Source organism: Pseudomonas sp. AM4(2022) (genome assembly GCF_036346515.1).
Taxonomy (GTDB): Bacteria; Pseudomonadota; Gammaproteobacteria; order Pseudomonadales; family Pseudomonadaceae; genus Aquipseudomonas; species Aquipseudomonas paracarnis.
Window position 1 is genome coordinate 97918 of record NZ_JAOTNW010000004.1, and the last position, 16836, is coordinate 114753.

At 61.3% G+C, this 16836-nt stretch carries 19 protein-coding genes; 1 reads left to right on the top strand and 18 read right to left on the bottom strand.

The window, feature by feature from the left end; translation table 11 throughout:
- Positions 1-16: 16 nt before the first annotated feature.
- Positions 17-565 carry an adenine phosphoribosyltransferase gene (locus ODQ19_RS07105; RefSeq protein ID WP_003193191.1) on the bottom strand — a complete coding sequence of 183 codons (549 nt, stop codon included), beginning with the start codon at positions 563-565 and terminating at the stop codon, positions 17-19.
- Between the two features lie 76 nt (positions 566-641).
- Entirely contained in the window at positions 642-1376 is a 735-nt protein-coding gene (fnr, locus tag ODQ19_RS07110) for a fumarate/nitrate reduction transcriptional regulator Fnr (protein WP_005790290.1), read from the bottom strand.
- Between the two features lie 155 nt (positions 1377-1531).
- On the opposite strand from fnr, the gene ODQ19_RS07115 reads away from it, so the two are divergent.
- Positions 1532-1993, top strand: a complete 462-nt coding sequence (locus ODQ19_RS07115) for a hypothetical protein (protein ID WP_116667047.1) — start codon at positions 1532-1534, stop codon at positions 1991-1993.
- Between the two features lie 6 nt (positions 1994-1999).
- Here the strand turns inward: ODQ19_RS07115 and hemN are convergent, their stop codons facing one another.
- The 16 genes from hemN to ccoN (ODQ19_RS07195) all read right to left on the bottom strand — a co-directional run bounded on the left by hemN (position 2000) and on the right by ccoN (ODQ19_RS07195) (position 16794).
- Positions 2000-3382 carry an oxygen-independent coproporphyrinogen III oxidase gene (hemN, locus tag ODQ19_RS07120; protein WP_330209675.1) on the bottom strand — a complete coding sequence of 461 codons (1383 nt, stop codon included), beginning with the start codon at positions 3380-3382 and terminating at the stop codon, positions 2000-2002.
- Positions 3383-3485: 103 nt separating this feature from the next.
- Positions 3486-4169 carry a sulfite exporter TauE/SafE family protein gene (locus ODQ19_RS07125; RefSeq protein WP_330209676.1) on the bottom strand — a complete coding sequence of 228 codons (684 nt, stop codon included), beginning with the start codon at positions 4167-4169 and terminating at the stop codon, positions 3486-3488.
- A complete protein-coding gene (gene ccoS, locus ODQ19_RS07130; protein WP_330209677.1) occupies positions 4162-4374 on the bottom strand; it encodes a cbb3-type cytochrome oxidase assembly protein CcoS in 213 nt (70 codons plus the stop codon). Before ccoS ends, ODQ19_RS07125 begins: the two co-directional genes overlap by 8 nt.
- Positions 4375-4396: 22 nt before the next feature.
- Positions 4397-6847: a heavy metal translocating P-type ATPase gene (locus ODQ19_RS07135; RefSeq protein WP_330209678.1), complete on the bottom strand. Its 2451-nt coding sequence runs from the start codon at positions 6845-6847 to the stop codon at positions 4397-4399.
- Between the two features lie 125 nt (positions 6848-6972).
- A complete protein-coding gene (locus tag ODQ19_RS07140; RefSeq protein WP_116667044.1) occupies positions 6973-7512 on the bottom strand; it encodes a FixH family protein in 540 nt (179 codons plus the stop codon).
- Positions 7513-7526: 14 nt separating this feature from the next.
- Positions 7527-8930, bottom strand: coding sequence for a cytochrome c oxidase accessory protein CcoG (gene ccoG, locus ODQ19_RS07145; RefSeq protein ID WP_034128398.1), 1404 nt, complete (start codon positions 8928-8930; stop codon positions 7527-7529).
- A gap of 207 nt (positions 8931-9137) precedes the next feature.
- Positions 9138-9548 (bottom strand): type II toxin-antitoxin system VapC family toxin, encoded by a 411-nt coding sequence (locus ODQ19_RS07150; protein ID WP_073527185.1) that lies wholly within the window; start codon positions 9546-9548, stop codon positions 9138-9140.
- A complete protein-coding gene (locus ODQ19_RS07155) occupies positions 9548-9802 on the bottom strand; it encodes a type II toxin-antitoxin system Phd/YefM family antitoxin (RefSeq protein ID WP_034128400.1) in 255 nt (84 codons plus the stop codon). The genes ODQ19_RS07150 and ODQ19_RS07155 overlap by 1 nt, the downstream gene beginning before the upstream one ends.
- A gap of 167 nt (positions 9803-9969) precedes the next feature.
- Entirely contained in the window at positions 9970-10947 is a 978-nt protein-coding gene (gene ccoP, locus ODQ19_RS07160; RefSeq protein ID WP_032895838.1) for a cytochrome-c oxidase, cbb3-type subunit III, read from the bottom strand.
- Positions 10944-11129, bottom strand: coding sequence for a CcoQ/FixQ family Cbb3-type cytochrome c oxidase assembly chaperone (locus tag ODQ19_RS07165; protein WP_003193169.1), 186 nt, complete (start codon positions 11127-11129; stop codon positions 10944-10946). The genes ccoP (ODQ19_RS07160) and ODQ19_RS07165 overlap by 4 nt, the downstream gene beginning before the upstream one ends.
- A 5-nt stretch (positions 11130-11134) precedes the next feature.
- Entirely contained in the window at positions 11135-11743 is a 609-nt protein-coding gene (ccoO, locus tag ODQ19_RS07170; RefSeq protein ID WP_213632336.1) for a cytochrome-c oxidase, cbb3-type subunit II, read from the bottom strand.
- Positions 11743-13185, bottom strand: coding sequence for a cytochrome-c oxidase, cbb3-type subunit I (gene ccoN, locus ODQ19_RS07175; protein WP_014719443.1), 1443 nt, complete (start codon positions 13183-13185; stop codon positions 11743-11745). Before ccoN (ODQ19_RS07175) ends, ccoO (ODQ19_RS07170) begins: the two co-directional genes overlap by 1 nt.
- A 417-nt stretch (positions 13186-13602) precedes the next feature.
- Positions 13603-14550 (bottom strand): cytochrome-c oxidase, cbb3-type subunit III, encoded by a 948-nt coding sequence (ccoP, locus tag ODQ19_RS07180; protein ID WP_330209679.1) that lies wholly within the window; start codon positions 14548-14550, stop codon positions 13603-13605.
- The gene (locus ODQ19_RS07185; RefSeq protein ID WP_330209680.1) at positions 14547-14747 is read right to left on the bottom strand and encodes a cbb3-type cytochrome oxidase subunit 3; all 201 of its coding nucleotides are present in this window, start codon (positions 14745-14747) and stop codon (positions 14547-14549) included. Before ODQ19_RS07185 ends, ccoP (ODQ19_RS07180) begins: the two co-directional genes overlap by 4 nt.
- Before the next feature lie 3 nt (positions 14748-14750).
- The gene (gene ccoO, locus ODQ19_RS07190; RefSeq protein ID WP_003193159.1) at positions 14751-15359 is read right to left on the bottom strand and encodes a cytochrome-c oxidase, cbb3-type subunit II; all 609 of its coding nucleotides are present in this window, start codon (positions 15357-15359) and stop codon (positions 14751-14753) included.
- A gap of 10 nt (positions 15360-15369) precedes the next feature.
- Positions 15370-16794, bottom strand: a complete 1425-nt coding sequence (gene ccoN, locus ODQ19_RS07195; protein WP_003193158.1) for a cytochrome-c oxidase, cbb3-type subunit I — start codon at positions 16792-16794, stop codon at positions 15370-15372.
- Positions 16795-16836: the final 42 nt, after the last annotated feature.

Genomic DNA, 16836 nt, shown 5'->3' on the forward strand with positions numbered 1-16836 from the left:
GCAGTACTGACGACGCTTATCTTTCAGTCAGCCCAAATTGCGTCAGGCAAAACGTCGGAATGCCCATGTCTGCCAAACGCTGCGAGCCACCCAGCTCTGGCAAATCAATAATCGCCGCAGCCTCAAAAATCTTTGCCCCCATGCGCCGCACCAGGTTCGCCGCCGCAATCAGGGTGCCTCCGGTGGCGATCAGGTCATCGAACATCAGCACCGAATCGCCTTCGCACAGGCTGTCGGCGTGCACTTCCAGGAAGGCTTCGCCGTACTCGGTCTGGTAACCCTCGGCCAGCACGTCCGCCGGCAGCTTGCCTTGCTTGCGAAACAGGATGAGCGGCTTGTTGAGCTGGTAGGCGATGATCGAGCCGATCAGGAAACCACGGGCATCCATCGCACCGATATGGGTGAAATCGGCTTCGACATAGCGTTGGGCAAAGCTGTCGGCCACCAGGCGCAAGGCACGGGGCGATTGGAACAGCGGCGTGATGTCACGGAAGATCACCCCAGGCTTGGGGAAGTCGATGACGGGGCGAATCAGGGATTTGATGTCGAACGAATCAAAGGTCATCGTCGAGGAGTCCAGAGCGGAAAACGGACTCGAAGTATACCTGCGGCCTCGCCGATTGGCGCGGCCGCAGCCTGGATCAGACCTCCAGGGAACCGCCAGCCAATGCACACAGCTGGATCGGGTCGAGGATATGCACCTCTTTACCCTCGGCGGCAATCAACTGGTTCTGCTGGAAACGAGTAAACACGCGGGACACGGTCTCCACTGCCAGGCCCAGGTAATTACCGATCTCATTGCGCGACATGCTCAGGCGGAACTGGTTGGCCGAGAACCCACGGGCACGGAAGCGCGCCGACAGGTTGACCAGGAACGTGGCGATGCGCTCATCGGCGGTTTTCTTCGACAGCAGCAGCATCATTTGCTGGTCATCACGAATCTCGCGGCTCATCACGCGCATCAATTGGCGGCGCAATTGCGGCAGTTGCAGGGCCAACTCATCCAGGCGCTCGAAAGGGATTTCGCACACCGACGTCGTCTCCAAGGCCTGGGCCGACACCGGGTGAATCTCGGTGTCCATCCCCGACAGCCCGACCAACTCGCTGGGCAGGTGGAAACCGGTGATTTGTTCTTCGCCGCCATCGCTGAGGCTGAAGGTCTTCAATGCGCCCGAACGTACTGCATAGACGGAATCAAACTTGTCGCCCTGGCGAAACAGAAACTCGCCTTTTTTCAGCGGGCGGCCGCGTTTGACGATGTCGTCCAGCGCATCCATGTCTTCCAGATTCAATGAAAGTGGCAGGCAGAGGGGAGCCAGGCTGCAATCCTTGCAATGGGCCTGGCTGTGAGCGCGCAGTTTGACTGGCTCGGACATTTCTTAAATCCTTGTGGGAAAACACACATAAGACGTAAGGGTAACGCACTGGGGGGCACGGAGGCCAGCGTGTACAAAAAACCGATCGGTATATAAAGATTTGGCTAAAACCGCCGATAGTACTGCTATCGACTACAAATACGGCGGCTCAAACCATGTTAGCCCTCACTGCTCAACTCGCTTCGCGCACTCAGATCCAGGCACTGCCTGAACCCAAGAAGGCTGCCGAACCCGATGTTGCCGCGATTCCGACGACGGACGAAGCCAAGCCTGCTGTTTCGGTGACCATTTCCGGCGCCGCGATGAAAGCTGCTGCGGCGGAAAAAACCTCAAACAGTGACATCGACGAAAGCGGCCTGGCGGACAACGTCAAGAATCTGCTCAAGATGATTCGTGAGATCAAAAAGCAGATTGCCGAGAAACAAGCCGAGATGGCTGCGGTAATGGCCGACAGAAATCTCAGCCCTGAACAGGCCCGTGCCCGACTCTCCGGGCTGCAGTCAGCGTTGAGCGCACTGCAAGCCAGCTTGACCAGCGCCCAGGCGTCCCTGACCAAGGCGATGAAAGACATGAGTGCCGGTGATGCAGTCAAGGCCGCCAGCCTGGCCATGAAGTAAGTACGTCTAGATGACCCGCGAAAATCGTTGCCTGTTCTGGTGCTCCAGGTAGGCATCGAACACCATGCACACTGAACGTACCAGCAAGCGCCCGGCCGGGAGCACACGAATGCCCTGGGCGTCCAACTCGATCAGGCCGTCGGCGGCCATCGTTTCCAACTGCGGCCATAACTCGGCAAAATAGCCGCGAAAATCGATGTTGTACGCCTGTTCGATCCCCTCGAATGCCAGGCTGAAATTGCAGATCAAATGCTGGATCACATCCCGTCGCAACCGGTCGTCCGTAGTGCAGACCAGGCCGCGGCTGGTCGCCAACTGCGCGCCCGCCAAGGCATTCTGGTACTGGTTCAGGTCACTGCTGTTCTGGCAATACAGGTCGCCGATCTGGCTGATCGCTGACACCCCCAGCCCAATCAGGTCGCAATGCCCGTGGGTGGTGTAACCCTGGAAGTTACGCTGCAGCTTGCCTTCTTCCTGGGCCACCGCCAGTTCGTCGTCCGGCAGGGCAAAGTGGTCCATGCCGATGTAGCGGTAACCGGCCTGGGTCAGTTGTTCGATGGTGGTTTGCAGCATCAGCAGTTTTTCTGCCGGCGAGGGCAGGTCGTCGGTGTTGATCCGCCGTTGGGGCATGAAGCGTTCCGGCAGGTGCGCGTAGTTGAACACGGACAGGCGATCAGGCTGCAAGCGGATGACTTCCTCCACGGTGCGCGCAAAGTTCAACGGCGACTGCTTGGGCAGGCCGTAGATCAGGTCGATATTGATCGAGCGAAATTGCAAGGTGCGCGCTGCATCGATCACGGCGCGGGTTTCTTCCAGGCTTTGCAGGCGATTGACCGCCCGTTGCACCTCGGGGTCGAGGTCTTGGAGGCCGATGCTCACGCGGTTGAAGCCCAGTTCACGCAGCAGGCCCATGGTGGCCCAGTCGGCTTCACGCGGGTCGATTTCGATGCCGTAGTCGCCCGAATCGTCATCCAGCACATTGAAATGCTGGCGCAGGCATTTCATCACCTGGCGCAGTTCATCGTGGCTGAGAAAGGTTGGTGTACCGCCGCCCAAATGCAGTTGCTCAACGGGCTGCTGCGGGTCGAGGTGGCAGGCCACCAGCTGGATTTCCTGCTCCAGGCGCTGCAGGTAGGCCTGGGCGCGGCCACGGTCCTTGGTGATCACCTTGTTGCAGGCGCAGTAGTAGCAAATGTTGGCGCAGAACGGCACATGCACATACAGCGACAGTGGCCTTACGGCCTTGCGGCTGTCACGCAGGGCGTGGAGCAGGTCGAAGGTGCCGACCTGGCTGTCAAATTGTACGGCGGTGGGGTAGGACGTATAGCGCGGCCCCGCCAAGTCGTAGCGGTGAATCAGATCTGTGTCCCAACGAATGGCGTCGAGCATGCGGGCGGTCCCCCGGATTGGCTAGTGGGCCGAGTCTAGGGGCAGGGCGGTGCAGGCATCTTGATTTGCATCAACGGGGAGCGGCGCTATGCCACAGGGCCTGCTAATGCCCCATTAGCCAGTGCTGGTGGGGGCCAGGCAAGGTCCAGAGACCGAAGATCATCACCAGCACGCCACCGGCCACACGCACGCTGCGCTTGCGCAACAACGCAGTCACGCGTTCGGCGGCCAGCCCGGTGGCCAGCAGCACCGGCCAGGTGCCCAGCCCGAACGCCAGCATCAGTAAGGCACTGTCCAGCGCATTGCCCTGGCTCGCCGCCCATAGCAGGGTGCTGTAGACGAGCCCGCACGGCAACCAGCCCCACAGCGCGCCCAGCAGCAAGGCACGGGGCAGGCTGGACACTGGCAGCAAACGGTTGGCTACCGGCTGCAGATGCCGCCACAGGCCGCGTCCCAGGCTTTCGATACGGGTGAGGCCGCTCCACCAGCCTGCCAGGTACAGGCCCATGCAGATCAGCAGCAGCCCGGCAAGCACTCGCATGAACATCGCCGCCGGGCTGTTGGCCACCGCCCAGCCGGCCAGGCCGATCAATAAACCGGCGGTTGCATAGCTGAGGATGCGTCCCAGGTTATACGCCAGCAGCAGGCGAAAACGGCGGCTGCGTTGTTCCTTGGGGATCGCCAGGGTCAGCGCGCCCATCAGTCCGCCGCACATGCCCAGGCAATGGCCGCCGCCGAGCAGGCCGAGGATCAGCGCCGAGACCAGCAAGGGCGCCAGCTCAAACATGGGGGGGCTCTTTGGGCGCTTGCTCGGGGCTGTTGGCTTGGTCGATGGCGGCCAGGTGGTTCGGGTCCTGGTCGTCGAACAACACGCTGTGGGCCGGGCCATCGAGGTCTTCGTACTGGCCGCTGTCCACGGCCCAGAAGAAGATGTAGATGGCCACGCCCACTAACAGCAGTGCCGCCGGAATCATCACGTAGAGAGCTGGCATCTGTACTCCATGCCCGCGCGGCTCAGGCCGGCAGCGGGCGGGTTGCTGGGGCGGTGCCCGGGGCTTGCGTGCTCGGCAGGCGAGTGAGGCGCAACGCGTTGAGCACCACGGTCAACGAACTGAGGGACATGCCGATCGCCGCCCAGATCGGAGTGATCCAACCCAGGGCCGCAAACGGCAGCATAAGCCCATTGTACAACCCGGCCCACAACAGGTTCTCGATGATCACTCGGCGAGTACGCCGCGCCAGGCTGAAGGCCTGCACCAGCGCATCCAGGCGGTTGGACAACAGCACCGCATCGGCGCTGGTTTTCGCCAGGTCCGTGGCCGAGCCCATCGCCACACTGATATCGGCAGCCGCCAACACTGGCACATCGTTGACCCCATCGCCGAGCATCAGCACTTTGCGACCTTCTTTGTGCAGGTTTTGCAGTACCTGCAGCTTGTCGTCAGGGCGCAGGCTGCCGTGGGCTTCGTCGATACCCAGCTCAGAGGCGACACTGGCCACCATCGGCGAACTGTCGCCGGAGAGCAACAGCGTGCGCCAGCCCCGCGCCTTGCATGCGGCCAGCAAGGCGGGGGCGTCGTTGCGCAGACGGTCATCCAGTACGAACCAGGCCAGCGCCCCGCTGCGGTCGCCCAGCAGCAGCCATTGCCCGGCCTCGTCCGGCGAGGCGGGAATCGCGCAGCCACTGAGTTCACAGACAAAACCCGGCTGGCCGATGCGCAACAGACGTTCTCCCACACGACCTTCCAGGCCCAGGCCTGGAGTGCTCAGCACTTCATCAGCGGCCAGCGGCGCACGGCCGAAGGCACGGGCAATCGGGTGTTCGGAACGGTTCTCCAGGGCGGCGGCAAGGCCCAGGCATTGGTCGCTGTCCAGCGCACTCAAGGGCCGAATGGCGCGCAACGCCAGGCGCCCTTCGGTGAGGGTGCCGGTCTTGTCGAAAATCACCGTATCAATCTGGTTCAGGCCCTCGAGCACATGGCCGCGGGTCAGCAGCAACCCGAGACTGTGCAAGGTGCCGGTGGCGGCGGTGAGCGCGGTGGGCGTGGCCAGGGACAGGGCGCACGGACAGGTCGCCACCAGCATCGCCAGCACAATCCAGAACGCTCGGGATGGGTCCAGCTCCCACCACAGCAGGCCGATCAGCGCGGCGGCGATCAGTGAGCACAACAAGAACCACTGCGCAGCGCGGTCGGCGATTTGCGCCAGGCGCGGCTTCTCGGCCTGGGCGCGCTCCAGCAGGCGCACGATGGCGGACAAGCGCGTGTCATGCCCCAGGGCGCGCACTTGGACGGTCAGCGCGCCTTCGACATTCAGCGTGCCAGCCGTGACGCTGTCACCCGTGCGCCGAGGTTGCGGTAGGTACTCGCCGGTCAGCAGGGATTCATCAATGCTGGATTGGCCGTCGAGAATCACCCCATCCGCCGGCAGCACCGCACCGGGATGCACCAGCACACGATCCCCCAGCGCCAACTCGCTGAGCAGGATGCGTTCGCTCTGGCCATCGTCCTTGAGGCGCAGGCAGGAGGCGGGCAACAGGTTGACCAGTTGGGCGGTGGCTGCGGCGGTGCGTTCCCGGGCGCGGCGCTCAAGGTAGCGCCCGGCCAGCAGGAACAGGGCAAACATGCCCACGGCATCGAAATACAGTTCGCCCACGCCGGTGATCGCGGTCCAGATGCCGGCCAGGTACGCGCCGCCAATCGCCAGGGACACCGAGACGTCCATGGTCAGGTGGCGCGTGCGCAGGTCACGCAGGGCGCCTTTGAAGAAGGGCGCGCAGCTGTAGAACACGATGGGCGTGGTTAGAAACATCGCAACCCAGCGCAGGATGACGTGCAATTCTGGGCTCAGGTCGATATTGAATTCCGGCCAGGTGGCCATGGTTGCCATCATGGCCTGGAACCACAGCAAACCAGCGACCCCCAGTTGTCGCAGGGCCAGGCGATTCTCGCTGGCCAATTGTTCGGCGGCGCGGTCGGCCTGGTAAGGGTGGGCGGCGTAACCGATATGGCGCAGCTCGCTGAGCAGTTGGCTCAACGGCAATTGCCCATCGGCCCAGCGCACGTGCAGGCGGTGGTTGGACAGGTTCAATCGCGCTTCGGCCACGGCAGGCAGGCTGCGCAGGTGTTTCTCGATCAACCAGCCGCAGGCGGCGCAACTGATGCCTTCCATTAGCAGGGTGGTTTCGGCCAGGTCGCCTTGATGGCGGACAAAGGGTTCTTGCACATCGGCGCGGTCGTACAGCGCCAGTTCCTCCACCAACTGCACAGGCAGCGCCTCGGGGTTGGCCGAGGCTTCGCTGCGGTGTTGGTAATAGCTCTCCAGCCCGCCGGCCACTATCGCCTCGGCCACGGCCTGGCAGCCCGGGCAGCAGAGTTCACGGCGTTCGCCCAAGATCAGGGCGGTGAACCGGCTGCCGGAGGGGACGGGTAGGGCGCAGTGGTAGCAGGGGGTGGGTTGGGTCATTGCTCAGTTCCGTAGATCGTTCCCACGCTTTGCGTGGGAATGTTGCCCGTGACGCTCTGCGTCACAAAGCAGACGCAGAGCGTCCAGCAAGGCGTTACCACGCAGAGCGTGGGAACGATCATCGTCTACTTCTTCAGGTCTTCGGCGCCCTGTAACGGTTCGTCACCCAGCAGCAAGTCCTTGTCGTGGCTGACCTCTTCTTCTTCGAACAGGCGCCAGGTCTTGTCGCCTTCCACCCCCAGCAATTCCACAAAGCGCCGGCCTTCGACCTTGTCGGTGACCTGGCCGATGTAGCGGCCTTGCTCACTGTCGCTGCGGGTGAGGTTGATCTTGCGATCCTTCTCTGGCTGGGTCGGGGAGATCAGGTTCAGCTCCAGGGTTTTTGGATTGCTGTAGCCAGTCAGTTGCAGCTCGACCTCGCCGGTCAGGTCGTCCAGGTGCAGCTTGCCGCGCAGTTGCAGGGTCTGGGCCAGGCGTTCGCGGTCCAGGGAACGGTTGATGCCTTTGCCGGCCTCGTAGTAGTTGTCGTTGACCAGGTTGTCCGGGTTATTCACCGCGATGGTCACCATGGACAAGGTCAGGGTCACAGAACAGGCCAGAATCGCGATGATGATCCAGGGCCAGAGGTGTTTGTACCAAGGGCTGGCGGCAGTAGTTGCGGGCATGCGTGTGTTCCCTGTTAACGGACTTGTGGGCCGATGAATCGGCTCTTGGCTTCAATATGGACGCTGGTGTCATCGGCGTCTTCGAGGATGAAGGTCACCTCGTTAGTGCTCGACGGCAACTGCTCCGGCGCACTCGACAACTCCACCGGCATGCTGACGATATCGCCGGCGGCCACTTTGATTTCGCGCCGGCCTTGCAGTTTGAGGTCGGGCAGGCCAGCGGCGTCGAGCACGTAGGTGTGGTCGCGCTGGTCTTTGTTCATGATCTTCAGGCTGTAGACGTTTTCGATGCGACCTTCGGCGTTTTCGCGGTATAGCACGCGGTCCTTGCTGACGTCGAAACCCACCAGCGAGCGCATGAAGAAGGCGGCCACCAACAGGCTGATCATCGCCAGCAACACCAGGGCGTAACCGATCAAGCGCGGGCGCAGCTTATGGGTTTTCTGCCCCGACAGATTGTGTTCGGTGGTGTAGCTGATCAGGCCGCGTGGGTACTCCATCTTGTCCATGATGTTGTCGCAGGCATCGATACAGGCGGCGCAGCCGATGCACTCGATCTGCAGCCCGTCGCGGATATCGATGCCGGTAGGGCACACCTGCACGCACATCGTACAGTCGATGCAGTCGCCCAGGCCCTGGGCCTTGTAGTCGGTACCCTTTTTACGTGGGCCACGCACTTCGCCACGGCGCGGGTCATAGGACACGATCAAGGTGTCCTTGTCGAACATCACGCTCTGGAAGCGCGCATAGGGGCACATGTAGATGCACACCTGCTCGCGCAGCCAGCCGGCGTTGCCGTAGGTGGCGAGGGTGAAGAAACCCACCCAGAAATACGACCAGCCATCGGCCTGGCCGGTGAAGAAATCGAATACCAGTTCGCGGATCGGCGAGAAGTAGCCGACGAAGGTGATGCCGGTGGCAAAGCCGATCAGCAGCCACAGGCTGTGTTTGCTGAACTTGCGCAGGAATTTGTTGGCGCTCATGGGCGCCTTGTCGAGCTTGATGCGCTGGTTGCGGTCGCCTTCGGTGACCTTTTCGCACCACATGAAGATCCATGTCCACACGCTTTGCGGGCAGGTATAACCGCACCACACGCGCCCGGCGTATACGGTGATAAAGAACAGGCCAAAGGCCGCCACAATGAGAATGCCCGACAGCAGGATGAAATCCTGGGGCCAGAACGTTGCACCAAAAATAAAGAATTTACGCTCCGGCAGGTTCCACCACACCGCCTGGTGACCACCCCAGTTCAGCCACACCGTGCCAAAGTACAGCAGGAACAGAGCGGCACCGCCGACCATGCGCAGGTTGCGGAACAAGCCAGTGAAGGCGCGGGTGTAAATCTTCTCACGCGAAGCGTAGAGGTCGACGGTTTTGGCAGGCGGGGTAACGTCATGTACCGGTATCTGGTCGCTCATCATTGCATCCCACGGCGGTGGAGATTTGCCTCGGCCAGTACGTGCCAGCCGGGGTCAAATTAAGGGTGTTGCAGTGGCCTAATGATACGCCCCCGATGGTGCGCAAAGGGTGCGACCTTTGGTCGCGTTGGGGGAAATCAATTGATGGTGTACGTGACCTGGATCAATTGACTTGGCAAGTATGGACGGTTTTTGTCGGTAAGCCGGTCATTCGTCCCATGGATTGATCAGTGCAACGCCACTCGATTTGAAGTCGCTGATGTTACGCGTGACGACGGTAAGCCCGTGAACCAGCGCGGTTGCGGCAATCAATGAATCGCTTTCGTTGGCTCGGTCGGGTACATGCAAGTGTGCGCAACGCAACGCGACTGCTGCATCGACGGGCAGGATTCTGGCATCAAAGGCGGGCATCACATGACGCTTGAGCCAGGCTCTCAACACCTTCCCCTGCGCCGGGTCTCGCCGCTCAATTCGCAGGACTCCGGTTTCCAATTCCTTCAGCGTGATCGCCGAAATAAACATACGTGGCGCTACCACACTTTTTGCCCACGCCACGACATTTGCATCAGCCTGAGGTTTACGCAGTTCAGAGATCACATTCGTGTCGAGTAAATACATCAAGAAAAGTCCACGGGGCGATGAATGATCACGGCACGTTCGGTTTCGAAGTCGATATCGGCCGCTTCCGGCATCACCAACAGGTCAACGATGTCGGCATTCAGACCTGTCAGCTTCTGGTAGTCCTCAATGCTTAGCAGTACATGGGCAGGCTTGCCGCGATCAGTGATAAAAACCGGCCCTTTGCGGGCGGCTTTTTTGGCACCGCTTGTGTCTTGATTGAATTCGCGGCTGGAAATGGTCGTGATGGTCATGGGGTAGTTCCCCCTTCGCTGGACTGAATGTAGTTACGTTACTACTTGGCGAGTGCGTGCGGCAAGGTTGAGGCTACGAACGGTAGATTTGGCTTTGAAAGGTTCGCAGCTAAAACAACAAAGCCCCGCCAGCATTCGCTGCGCGGGGCTCCATTGTTTCAGGGGTCTTACTGCTCCTCAGCCTTCTTATCCCCATGAGACAAGCTATACACATACGCCGCAAGCAAGTGCACCTTGTCATTGCCCTGCAACTGCTCCTGCGCCGGCATCTGGCCCTGGCGGCCATAACGGATGGTCTGCTGCAGTTGCGCGAAGCTTGAACCGTAGATGAACGCACCCGGATGCGTCAGGTCGGGCGCGCCCATCGCTGGGGTGCCTTTACCGGCCGGGCCGTGGCAGGCCACGCAGTTGGCGGCGAAGAGTTTCTCGCCGTTGGCCACGTCGGCTTTGGCGCCTTCCGGCAGTTTGCGGCCGTCGAGGTTGGTTACCACAAAGCCCGCCACGTCAGCCACGCCTTGCTCGCCGATGACTTCGGCCCAGCCCGGCATCACCGCGTGGCGGCCTTTCATGATGGTTTCCTTGATGGTGTTGGGTTCGCCACCCCAGCGCCAGTCGGCGTCGGTCAGGTTGGGGAAGCCGTAGGCGCCCTTGGCGTCGGAGCCGTGGCACACCGAGCAGTTGGAGGCGAACAGGCGACCGCCCATCTTCAAGGCTTGCGGGTCCTTGGCGACTTCCTCAATCGGCATCGACGCGAATTTGGCGAAGATCGGCCCGAACTTGGCCTCCGACCTGGCCATTTCCTTTTCCCATTCGTGCACGCCGGTCCAGCCGGTCTGGCCGTTGGCGAACGGGGTTTGCTTGTCGTTGTCGAGGTAGTTGTAGCCAGGCAGCAGGCCCTTCCAGTTACCGAGGCCAGGGTAGAGCACCAGGTAGCCAAGGGCGAAGACGATGGTGCCGACAAACAGCATGAACCACCACTTGGGCAGCGGGTTGTCGTACTCCTCGATGCCGTCGAACGAGTGGCCAACGGTCTCGTCCGTCTGCTCGGTGCGCTGGCCCTTGCGGGTCGACAGCAGCAGCCAGGTCAGGGCGAAGATGGTACCCAGACTGAGGACTGTGACGTACAGACTCCAGAACGTAGTCATTCTTTGTTACTCCTAGAAGCTTGCTCGACGTGCTTGATGGCTTCGGGGTCATCTGCAAAGGGCAGCATGGTCGCGTCGTCAAACTCCGACTTGCGCCGTGGGCTGAACACCCACAACGCCAGGCCGATAAAGGCCACCATCACCACAACGGTGCCCAGGCCACGAATCATCCCGATATCCATGAAGGTCACCGTTTGCTTTTGATGATGGTGCCAAGGCCTTGCAGGTAGGCCACCAATGCGTCCATTTCGGTCTTGCCCTTCACGGCGTCGGCCGCACCGGCGATGTCTTCGTCGGTGTAGGGCACGCCCAGGGTGCGCAAGACTTCCATCTTCTTCGCGGTGTCCTTGCCGTCGAGCTTGTTTTCCACGAGGAACGGGTACGCCGGCATTTTCGACTCCGGCACCACGTTGCGCGGGTTGTACAAGTGCGCACGCTGCCAGTCATCGGAGTAACGCCCGCCCACACGGGCCAGGTCTGGGCCGGTGCGCTTGGAGCCCCACAGGAACGGGTGGTCCCACACGCTTTCACCGGCGACCGAATAGTGGCCGTAGCGTTCGGTTTCGGCGCGGAACGGGCGGATCATCTGCGAATGGCAGCCCACACAACCGTTGGCGATGTAGACGTCGCGGCCTTCCAGTTCAAGGGCGGTGCGCGGCTTCATGCCTTCGACCGGCTTGTTGGTCACGTCCTGGAAAAACAGTGGGACGATTTGGGTCAGGCCGCCGATGCTCACGGCGATGACCATGAAGAAGGCCAGCAGGCCGATGTTCTTCTCGACTACTTCATGCTTCATCAGTGAGCTCCCACAACGGCGATCTTGGCGGCGGCTTCGGCTTCTACAGGGTCGCTGGCACGCACGGTGCGCCAGACGTTGTAGGCCATCAACAGCATGCCGCTGGCAAAGAACGCACCGCCCAGGGCACGTACGATAAAGCCCGGGTGGCTGGCTTGCAGCGCTTCGACGAAGGAGTAGGTGAGGGTGCCGTCATCGTTGATCGCACGCCACATCAGGCCCTGGGTGATGCCGTTGACCCACATCGAAGCGATGTACAGCACGGTACCGATGGTCGCCAGCCAGAAGTGCGCATTGATCAGCCCGACGCTGTGCATCTGCACGCGGCCGAACAGTTTGGGGATCATGTGGTACAGCGCGCCGATGGAGATCATCGCTACCCAGCCCAGTGCGCCGGCGTGCACGTGGCCGATGGTCCAGTCGGTGTAGTGGGACAGCGAGTTGACGGTCTTGATCGCCATCATCGGCCCTTCGAAGGTCGACATGCCGTAGAACGCCAGAGACACCACCAAAAACCGCAGGATCGGGTCGGTGCGCAGCTTATGCCAGGCGCCCGAGAGGGTCATCATGCCGTTGATCATGCCGCCCCAGCTTGGCGCCAGCAGGATGATCGACATCGCCATGCCCAGGGACTGTGCCCAATCCGGCAAGGCGGTGTAGTGCAAGTGGTGAGGGCCGGCCCAGATGTACAGGGTAATCAGTGCCCAAAAGTGCACGATGGACAGGCGATAAGAATAGATCGGGCGCTCGGCCTGCTTGGGCACGAAGTAGTACATCATCCCCAGAAAGCCGGTGGTGAGGAAGAAGCCTACGGCGTTGTGGCCGTACCACCACTGGATCATCGCGTCCGTTGCGCCGGAATAGGCCGAATAGGACTTGAACAGGTTCACCGGCAGGGAGGCGTGGTTGACGATGTGCAGCATCGCCGTGACCACGATAAAGGCCCCGTAGAACCAGTTGCCCACGTAGATGTGCTTGGTCTTGCGCTTGACGATGGTGCCGAAGAACACCAGGCCGTAGGTCACCCACACGATGGCAAGCAAAATGGCGATCGGCCATTCCAGCTCGGCGTATTCCTTGGTGGTGGTGTAGCCCAGGGGCAGGCTGATGATGGCGCCGACGATGACCGCCTGCCAGCCCCAGAAGGTGAAGGCAGCAAGGCCATCGGAAATCAGTCGCGTCTGGCAGGTGCGCTGCACGACATAGTAGGAGGTGGCAAACAGTGCACATCCGCCGAAGGCGAAGATCACCAAGTTGGTGTGCAGTGGGCGCAGGCGGCCGAAGGTCGTCCAGGGCAGGTCGAAATTCAATTGCGGCCAAACCAGTTGCGAGGCGATGAACACCCCGAGCCCCATGCCAAGGATCCCCCAGACCACCGTCATGATGGCGAACTGGCGGACTACCTTATAGTTATAAGCAGTCGGACTGATTGCTGTGCTCATTCTAAGGTTCCACGGTTTAGGTTTTTTTATAGGTAAAATCGGTCGCAAGTATGTAGAAAGCGAGGGGCCATTGCAACGCAACGGCTGACCTGGATCAATGCGTTCCACGCCAGATTCTGCGCCCTTTCCATGTTTGGCGTAGGGACAAAATCCAAAATAGAAAGCTGATCGAGTGGACAGGAAATTTCAAGGGCGCAACGGCTACCGTCGCGTAGGCCCGGAATGGTCCACTGTGGGAACAAGCGTAGACCCGAATAGGAGGAGGGGAAAGGTGGGCTTGGAAGGGGTGCGACACTTGGTCGCGACTTATGCCTGTGGCGAGGGAGCTTGCTCCCGTTGGGCTGCGCAGCGGCCCCAAAATCGTGGGAGCGCTTCGCACTCCAGCGGGAGCAAGCTCCCTCGCCACAGGTAGAGCTTTTACTGCGGTTGGCTGTCTGGCGTTGCACCTTCAGCGTTATGGGACAAGCTGTACACGTAAGCCGCCAGCAGATGCACCTTGTCATTACCCTGCAGCACCTCCTGGGCCGGCATCTGGCCCTGGCGACCATGGCGGATGGTCTGCTGCAACTGCGCCAGGCTGGTGCCGTAGATAAACCCTGCAGGCTCGGTCAGGTTGGGCGCGCCCATGGCTTCCACGCCGTGGCCTTGTGGGCCATGGCAAGCCACGCAGGTGGTGCTGAATGCGGCTTGGCCGGCGGCCAGGTCAGCGGTGTTGTCCGCCGGCAAGGGCAGCTTGGCCAGGTCGTGGCGCACATAGGCGGCGACGTTTTTCACCCCGTCCTCGCCCAGCACTTCGCCCCAGGCCGGCATCGCCGCGTGGCGACCGTTCAGGATGGTGGCCTTGATGGCCTCAGCTGAACCGCCCCAGCGCCAGTTGCTGTCCGCCAGGTTGGGGAAACCATAGGCGCCCTTGGCGTCCGAGCCGTGGCATACCGCGCAGTTGGAGGCGAACAAGCGACCGCCCATCTTCAACGCTTGCGGGTCCTTGGCGACTTCTTCCACCGGCATGGCCGCGAACTTGGCGAAGATCGGCCCGAACCTGGCGTCGGCCTTGGCCATTTCCTTGTCCCATTCCTTGGTCTGGGTCCAGCCGTCCTCATAACCCGGCAGTACACCTTTCCAGTTGCCCAGGCCCGGGTAGAGGATCAGGTAGCCGACGGCAAACACCAGGGTGCCGGCGAACAACATGAACCACCACTGGGGCAGCGGGTTGTCGTACTCCTCGATACCGTCGAAGGCGTGGCCCATGGTCTGGTCGACGCTGCCCTTGGTCTCGCCCTTGCGGGTGCCGACCAACAGCCAGGTCAGGCCGACCAGGCTGCCCAGGGTCAGTACGCAGATCCATGTACTCCAAAACGTAGTCATGGCCGAGTGCTCCTTGTGGCTGGCTCTGCTTGAGCGTCGAGTGGGGAAGGTTCATCGGCAAACGGCAGCAGGCGCGCTTGCTCGAATTCCGCGTTGCGGCGGTTGTTGAATACCCACAGCGACAGGCCGATAAAGGCGATGGCGACGACCAGCGTGCCCAGGCCGCGGATGGTGCCCGCATCGAATTCAAATCCCATGGCTCACCTCTTGCTCTTGATGGCAGTGCCGAGCACTTGCAGGTAGGAAACCAGCGCGTCCATCTCGGTCTTGCCTTTGAGGCTGGCGACTGCGCCATTGATGTCGTCGTCGGTGTACGGCACGCCGAGGGTGCGCATCACTTTCAATTTGGTCTCGGTGTGGCTGCTGTCGACAGCGGCGGTGACCAGCCAGGGGTAGGCCGGCATTTTCGACTCCGGCACCACGTTGCGCGGGTTGTACAAGTGCGCGCGGTGCCAGTCGTCCGAGTAGCGTGCGCCGACGCGGGCCAGGTCGGGCCCGGTACGCTTGGAACCCCACAGGAACGGGTGGTCCCACACACTTTCGCCGGCCACCGAGTAGTGGCCGTAGCGCTCGGTCTCGGCGCGGAACGGGCGGATCATCTGCGAGTGGCACTGCACGCAGCCTTCACGGATGTAGATGTCGCGGCCTTCCAGTTGCAGCGCGGTGTAGGGCTTCATGCCTTCCACCGGCTTGTTGGTCACGTCCTGGAAGAACAGCGGGACGATCTGGGTCAGGCCACCGATGCTCACGGCGAGCACCATCAGCAGCATCAACAGGCCGACGTTCTTTTCAATCGTTTCGTGTTTCATCATCGACTCCTCAGGCCATTTGCGCGGCAGCGGTGACTTCGGCAGGTTGCGCCGAACGCACGGTGCGCCATGTGTTGTAAGCCATCAGGAACATGCCGCTGAGGAAGATCGCACCGCCCACCAGACGCACGATGAAGCCTGGGTGGCTGGCCACCAGGGTTTCGACGAAGGAGTAGGTGAGGGTGCCGTCTTCGTTGACCGCACGCCACATCAGGCCCTGGGCGATGCCGTTGACCCACATCGAGGCGATGTAGAGCACGGTGCCGATGGTGGCCAGCCAGAAGTGCGCGTTGATCAGGCCGAGGCTGTACATCTGCTCGCGACCGAAGATTTTCGGGATCATGTGGTACAGCGCGCCGATGGAGATCATCGCCACCCAACCCAGCGCCCCGGCGTGTACGTGGCCGATGGTCCAGTCGGTGTAGTGGGAGAGGGCGTTGACGGTCTTGATCGCCATCATCGGGCCTTCGAAGGTCGACATGCCGTAGAAGGCCAGGGAGACAACGAGGAAGCGCAGGATCGGGTCGCTGCGCAGCTTATGCCAGGCGCCCGAGAGGGTCATCATGCCGTTGATCATGCCGCCCCAGCTTGGCGCCAGCAGCACCAGTGACATCACCATGCCCAGGGACTGCGCCCAGTCCGGCAAGGCGGTGTAGTGCAAGTGGTGAGGGCCGGCCCAGATGTACAGGGTGATCAGCGCCCAGAAGTGCACGATGGACAAGCGATATGAATACACCGGGCGTTCGGCCTGCTTGGGCACGAAGTAGTACATCATGCCGAGGAAGCCCGCAGTGAGGAAAAAGCCTACTGCGTTATGCCCATACCACCACTGCACCATGGCATCCGTCGCACCGCCGTACAGCGAGTAGGACTTGGTCAGGCTGACCGGGATTTCCAGGTTGTTGACGATATGCAAAATGGCCACGGTGATGATGAACGCACCGAAGAACCAGTTGCCCACATAGATGTGCTTGGTCTTGCGTTTCATGATCGTGCCGAAGAACACGATGGCGTAGGCGACCCAGACGATGGTGATCAGGATGTCGATCGGCCATTCCAGCTCGGCGTATTCCTTGGAGCTGGTGTAGCCCAGTGGCAGGCTGATCGCGGCCAGCAGGATCACAAGCTGCCAGCCCCAGAAGCAGAACGCGGCGACTTTCGGCGCGAACAGCTGCGTCTGGCAGGTGCGTTGCACCGAGTAAAAGGAGCTGGCGAATAGCGCACAGCCACCGAACGCGAAGATCACCGCGTTGGTGTGCAAAGGGCGCAGGCGGCCGAAGCTGGTCCAAGGCAAATCGAAGTTGAGCGCAGGCCAAACCAATTGGGCGGCGAGAAAAACCCCGAGCCCCATGCCGACGATGCCCCACACCACCGTCATAATGGCGAATTGGCGGACCACCTTGTAGTTATAGGCGGTACTTAAAGTAGTGTTCATGGTTCCCCATCCACGGTTCAACCCAAGCAAGTGCGGCACTTG

What these genes read in the sequence shown, in the direction of transcription:
- ODQ19_RS07105 (WP_003193191.1), bottom strand. Translation starts at nt 565, where the DNA reads ATGACCTTTGATTCGTTCGACATCAAATCCCTGATTCGCCCCGTCATC.
- fnr (WP_005790290.1), bottom strand. Translation starts at nt 1,376, where the DNA reads ATGTCCGAGCCAGTCAAACTGCGCGCTCACAGCCAGGCCCATTGCAAG.
- ODQ19_RS07115 (WP_116667047.1), top strand. Translation starts at nt 1,532, where the DNA reads ATGTTAGCCCTCACTGCTCAACTCGCTTCGCGCACTCAGATCCAGGCA.
- hemN (WP_330209675.1), bottom strand. Translation starts at nt 3,382, where the DNA reads ATGCTCGACGCCATTCGTTGGGACACAGATCTGATTCACCGCTACGAC.
- ODQ19_RS07125 (WP_330209676.1), bottom strand. Translation starts at nt 4,169, where the DNA reads ATGTTTGAGCTGGCGCCCTTGCTGGTCTCGGCGCTGATCCTCGGCCTG.
- ccoS (WP_330209677.1), bottom strand. Translation starts at nt 4,374, where the DNA reads ATGCCAGCTCTCTACGTGATGATTCCGGCGGCACTGCTGTTAGTGGGC.
- ODQ19_RS07135 (WP_330209678.1), bottom strand. Translation starts at nt 6,847, where the DNA reads ATGACCCAACCCACCCCCTGCTACCACTGCGCCCTACCCGTCCCCTCC.
- ODQ19_RS07140 (WP_116667044.1), bottom strand. Translation starts at nt 7,512, where the DNA reads ATGCCCGCAACTACTGCCGCCAGCCCTTGGTACAAACACCTCTGGCCC.
- ccoG (WP_034128398.1), bottom strand. Translation starts at nt 8,930, where the DNA reads ATGAGCGACCAGATACCGGTACATGACGTTACCCCGCCTGCCAAAACC.
- ODQ19_RS07150 (WP_073527185.1), bottom strand. Translation starts at nt 9,548, where the DNA reads ATGTATTTACTCGACACGAATGTGATCTCTGAACTGCGTAAACCTCAG.
- ODQ19_RS07155 (WP_034128400.1), bottom strand. Translation starts at nt 9,802, where the DNA reads ATGACCATCACGACCATTTCCAGCCGCGAATTCAATCAAGACACAAGC.
- ccoP (WP_032895838.1), bottom strand. Translation starts at nt 10,947, where the DNA reads ATGACTACGTTCTGGAGTCTGTACGTCACAGTCCTCAGTCTGGGTACC.
- ODQ19_RS07165 (WP_003193169.1), bottom strand. Translation starts at nt 11,129, where the DNA reads ATGGATATCGGGATGATTCGTGGCCTGGGCACCGTTGTGGTGATGGTG.
- ccoO (WP_213632336.1), bottom strand. Translation starts at nt 11,743, where the DNA reads ATGAAGCATGAAGTAGTCGAGAAGAACATCGGCCTGCTGGCCTTCTTC.
- ccoN (WP_014719443.1), bottom strand. Translation starts at nt 13,185, where the DNA reads ATGAGCACAGCAATCAGTCCGACTGCTTATAACTATAAGGTAGTCCGC.
- ccoP (WP_330209679.1), bottom strand. Translation starts at nt 14,550, where the DNA reads ATGACTACGTTTTGGAGTACATGGATCTGCGTACTGACCCTGGGCAGC.
- ODQ19_RS07185 (WP_330209680.1), bottom strand. Translation starts at nt 14,747, where the DNA reads ATGGGATTTGAATTCGATGCGGGCACCATCCGCGGCCTGGGCACGCTG.
- ccoO (WP_003193159.1), bottom strand. Translation starts at nt 15,359, where the DNA reads ATGAAACACGAAACGATTGAAAAGAACGTCGGCCTGTTGATGCTGCTG.
- ccoN (WP_003193158.1), bottom strand. Translation starts at nt 16,794, where the DNA reads ATGAACACTACTTTAAGTACCGCCTATAACTACAAGGTGGTCCGCCAA.